The sequence below is a fragment of the Bradyrhizobium sp. UFLA06-24 genome (assembly GCF_054967145.1).
Genome location: NZ_JADFUE010000148.1, coordinates 1 through 4,282, shown reverse-complemented (window position 1 = coordinate 4,282; position 4,282 = coordinate 1). Strand labels below are relative to the sequence as shown.

5 protein-coding genes are annotated in these 4,282 nt (G+C 62.2%); 4 read left to right on the top strand and 1 reads right to left on the bottom strand.

The genetic code is table 11. The features are described 5' to 3' along the window. A partial coding sequence (locus IF809_RS38035; protein ID WP_462840036.1) for an alpha/beta hydrolase occupies nucleotides 1–1,768 on the bottom strand: 1,768 nt, incomplete at its 3' end. Between the two features lie 133 nt (nucleotides 1,769–1,901). On the opposite strand from IF809_RS38035, the gene IF809_RS38030 reads away from it, so the two are divergent. From IF809_RS38030 to IF809_RS38015, 4 genes are all read left to right on the top strand, one after another. Further along, nucleotides 1,902–2,828, top strand: coding sequence for an alpha/beta fold hydrolase (locus tag IF809_RS38030; RefSeq protein WP_128964334.1), 927 nt, complete (start codon nucleotides 1,902–1,904; stop codon nucleotides 2,826–2,828). After that, nucleotides 2,825–3,436, top strand: a complete 612-nt coding sequence (locus tag IF809_RS38025; protein ID WP_462840035.1) for a hypothetical protein — start codon at nucleotides 2,825–2,827, stop codon at nucleotides 3,434–3,436. Before IF809_RS38030 ends, IF809_RS38025 begins: the two co-directional genes overlap by 4 nt. 67 nt (nucleotides 3,437–3,503) lie before the next feature. After that, on the top strand, nucleotides 3,504–4,157 hold the full coding sequence (locus IF809_RS38020) for a CoA transferase subunit A (RefSeq protein ID WP_453995450.1): 654 nt from the start codon (nucleotides 3,504–3,506) through the stop codon (nucleotides 4,155–4,157). Between the two features lie 4 nt (nucleotides 4,158–4,161). After that, the coding region (locus IF809_RS38015; RefSeq protein WP_462840037.1) for a CoA-transferase at nucleotides 4,162–4,282 on the top strand (121 nt) is incomplete at its 3' end.

The window sequence follows — 4,282 nt, the reverse complement described above, 5'->3', positions numbered from 1 at the left end:
CCTCGAGGCCGGAGGGAGCCTCGAGAGCGAGGCCCTGGACGGCATCCGGCCAGGTCAAGGCGTACCCCATCACAAATTGCCCGCCTAGCGAATGGCCGAGGTAATAGGCTTTCTTGACGCCGAGTTGGTTGACGACGAGGTCGTAGATCACCTCGCGCATGTCCTGCATGGTGCGAGCCGGGCTCTTGTCGAGATTGCCGGGCCCGGACATGCCGTAATGCGGCAGATCAGGCGCGATCACGCGCAGACCGCTGCGCAGGGCGTATTGCATCACGTTGCCGTAGTGTCCGGCGAACGCGCCCTTGCCGTGGATGATCACCAGCACCTTGGGATCCTTGTCGGTGCCGGCATATTCGTCCATGTAGCCGATCTGCCAGGAGTTGCCGCTCCTGTCCTTCGCGTTGGCGTATTTGACCGGATAGGGATAGGTCACGAAATCCTTCCAGAAGGACTTATTTGGGTCGATGTTTTCGGCCACGCCGGGTACGCGATAGTTCTTGTCCTCGAACTTCTGCGCGCGATCCAGCGCCGCGACGTCGTCCATGAAGGCGACGAACTTCGGATCGTTCTTGCGCTGGTTGATGATCGGGAACACACCGTAGTGCGCGACTGGGCTTTCCTGGGCGATGAGGTCTGCGCCGGGGACGCGGTCGACCGCCTTCTCGGCCAGCTTGAAGTTCAGCCAGAGGTCGTTGGTGATGTGCATCACCAGCGTGCGCGCGCGAATGCGGCCCAGATAGGGATTGATGTTGTGGGTCTCGCCAACCCGGTTGCGCCAGACAAGATCGACGGCGTCATAAAGCTTGGCGCGATTGGTGACGTTCAGCCCCGCCTTCTCGTTAGGCGGGTCCCAGTAGAAGATCTCCGGCTGAACCGCCTTCCAGTTCTGGCTCGTGCGGAAAGCAAAGTCGTACCCAGTCATGCCAAGGATCGACCAACCGAAAGCGACGCCTGGCACCGGGTGTTTCTCCTTGGGCAGCTTATAATAGTCGCCCTTGGTGGCCTGCCAGACGGGATCGGCCTCGATCGCGGCAGTCATCATCTGGAAAGTCCAGTTGCCCACGGGATCATCGCCATCGGACTGCGTGGTGCCGCCGATGGGCATGATTGCACTGACATATTCCGGATGCATCACGCCCCAGACGTACGTCTGGGTGCCGCCCATGGAGACGCCGGTAACCAACGCAGCGCGAGCGATCTTCAGTCCGTCGTGCAGCATGCGGTAGTTGGCCTGCACCATGTCATAGTAGCTGTATTGCGGAAACTTGACGCCAAGGCCGTCGGAGGGCTTGCTCGCGCCCCAGGTGCCAAGCGGATCGACCATCACGACATAATAGCGATCGGTATCGATCGGCCGGCCCGGGCCGATGATGGGCACGCCACCGGACAAGGCAGCGCCCTTGACCCATTGCTCGTACATGTCGGTGGAGTCGCCGGAATAGTAGGAATTGACGATCACAGCATTGGTGATTTCACCCGCCGCGTTGCGGCGGGCATTGCCGATCGCGATGTAGGATGTCCGCAGCTTGCCGGCGCCCAACGATTCCAACGTGACGCCGCCCTCTCCGCCATTCTCCCACTTCGAGGGATCCGAGAGGTCGTATTTGCCACCGAGGCGGAAGTTTGCGATTTCGTAGGTCTTCTTCAGCTCGTCATGCTGCATCTGCGACGAGCGGCGCGTGAATGGCTGCGCAAGCGCAAATGAAGTGCCGATCAACAGCAGCACCACACTTACGAGAAGACGGCGCATAGGCTCGCTCCCTTTCATGGCGATATCCTCCGGCAATTGTTCTGATCGAAGGCTAGGAGCGGCTGCGCGGCATCCTTTGACTTAACTCAACGGATTGCGGAAGTTCTGGCCAAGGATGTTTCGGCACCGAATTACCCGCGGGATCGCCGCAATGCCCTTTCTCAGCCACGGCTCGCATCGGATCCGCTACGAGCTTGACGGCCCTGCCGACGCACCGGCTTACGTGCTGGTCAACGGCCTGACGCAATATGCCGAGCTGTGGGCCGCCTATCGCGATGCGCTCATCGCGCGCGGTTTCCGCGTCGCAACGTTCGATCTGCTGGGTCAGGGCGAGTCCGACAAACCTGCGCTCTTCATCAGCCAGGACGATCAGGTTATGGCCCTGCACCTCCTGATCCAGGAGCTCGGCAGTGGGCCCGTGTTCCTGAGCGGCATCAGCTTCGGCGGCCTGATAGCGCTGCGCTATGCCATCGCATATGGCGACCGACTATCAGGGCTGGTGCCGATGAGCTGCTTCGCCGAGCTGCCACCGCAACTTTTCCTGCTCGGAAACGCGCTGCGCACCGGCTTGATCCTCGGCGGTACCAGCTATCTGCAGGATCTGCTGCTGCCGATGAACGTCTCCGACCACTGGCTGGCGCCGGTGCTGGACAAGCTCGACAGCGTGAAGCGGCAGGGCTGGCTCGTGAACGACGTCTACGCCCTGCAGAACCTGATGGAATCCTTCCTCGACTTCCAGCCGCTGACGCCGCAACTGGCGTCGATCGGCGTGCCCACGATGATCTTGAACGGCGAGTTCGATTTCCTCACGCCACGCGCGCTGCACGAGACGTTGCGCGTTCAAATTCCCAACAGCAGCCTCGTCATCATCCCGCGGGCTTACCATGCCTTCACGCTGGAGAAGCCAGCACTGACGGCCGATTTACTCGCCCGCTTCGCGGATGACGTGATGGCTGGACGCTGGCAAGGCAATAAGTCGGTCTGGATCGCCCCGGACGAGGCGGGCGGCGAGCTCATGCCGTTTCCTGCCGGTTACGACCATCTGCGCGCGATCCCGGTCAAGGGAGCGATCGCATGAGTACCTTCTTCGGTCCGCTCGATTCCGATGGGCGCGTACCTGCCCGGCAGCAGACCCGTGTCGCGAGCTTCCTGGTCTCGGCCCATGGCGCGCTTGGGCGTCGCTTCGCTCTCGCCCTTCCTCTGAGGCTGGAATCAGCCTGGCAGACCGAGCTGAACGCGCAGTTCTACAACGAGTCCGAAATTGTCTCTCTGCTCCTGCGCGCAACTCATTGGACGCCGGACCTCGCCCTCGGCTATCTCGCGGCGGCCTGGGAGACCGCCTGGTTTCCTGCGGCGGCGGATGGCATTCCGGATCAATCGCTGGCGTTTGCCGTTGATCTTGCAACTCTCGCTCACGCGATCCACGCCGGTATCAGGCCGGCGGCCCTGCTTCCGGTCGAGGCGAACGCGAACGATCCCTTCGCGATGGCGCTGCGGCGCGTTGAGTTCGAGAGCGGCCGGTTGTTGCAAGCGCAAATTATGTTCCTGAAGGGAGAAAGCCTCCTGCCATTTCGCGACGCCGTGAGCGCCGCGCTCGAACGGCGCCACGCCGACGTGCGCAAGCTCTGGCGCGAGATGCTCGAGAGCATCGATATTTCGGGCGACGAAAATGGCGTGAAGCCTTGACTCAGGTCAAAGGAGTACGCTGACCGCCCGCCAACATTCCGTCGACGAACTGACCGGAGTTCCGACCATGAGGGCCGTATCCGTCGAAGAAGCCGTGGCGATGATCCCAACCGGCGCGAGCATCATGGTTGGCGGATTCATGGGGGTCGGGACACCGGAGCGCTTGCTCGACGAGGTCGTTCGACAGAAGAAGAGCGGCCTCACGATCATCAGCAACGACGCAGCAACCCCCGGCAAGGGTGTCGGCAAGCTGTTTGACGCAGCGCTGGTCTCGCGGCTGACTGCCACCCATATCGGCCTGAACCCCAAGGCGCAGCAGCAGATGCTCACCAATCAGATCGGAGTCGATCTGATTCCGCAGGGCACTTTTGCCGAACGCATTCGCGCCGGCGGCTGCGGCCTTGGCGGCGTGCTGACACCGACAGGCGTCGGCACGCTGGTCGCGGAAGGCAAGCGCCAGATCGAGGTCGACGGCAAGCCTTATCTGCTCGAGACGGCGCTGCGCGCGCAATTCGCGCTGGTGCACGCCTTCCTCGCCGATTACCTCGGCAATCTCTCCTACGCGCTAACCTCTCGCAATTTCAATCCGGTGATGGCCATGGCGGCCGATACCGTGATCGTGACCGCGGAGCACATCGTGCCCGTTGGCGTGATCGCGCCCGACCACGTCATGACGCCGGCGCCGCTCGTCGACTATCTCGTCACCAACGCGAACGGGTGAGGTCATGGACGCACAGGAGATCATCGCCCGCCGTGTCGCGCAGGAGCTCAAGCCGGGCAATCTCGTCAACCTCGGCATCGGCATTCCGACACTGGTCGCCAACTATGTTTCGCCCGAATCAAAGG

Bases quoted from the DNA above. Each gene is read 5' to 3' on its own strand.
- IF809_RS38030 (WP_128964334.1), top strand. From the start codon at position 1,902: ATGCCCTTTCTCAGCCACGGCTCGCATCGGATCCGCTACGAGCTTGAC.
- IF809_RS38025 (WP_462840035.1), top strand. From the start codon at position 2,825: ATGAGTACCTTCTTCGGTCCGCTCGATTCCGATGGGCGCGTACCTGCC.
- IF809_RS38020 (WP_453995450.1), top strand. From the start codon at position 3,504: ATGAGGGCCGTATCCGTCGAAGAAGCCGTGGCGATGATCCCAACCGGC.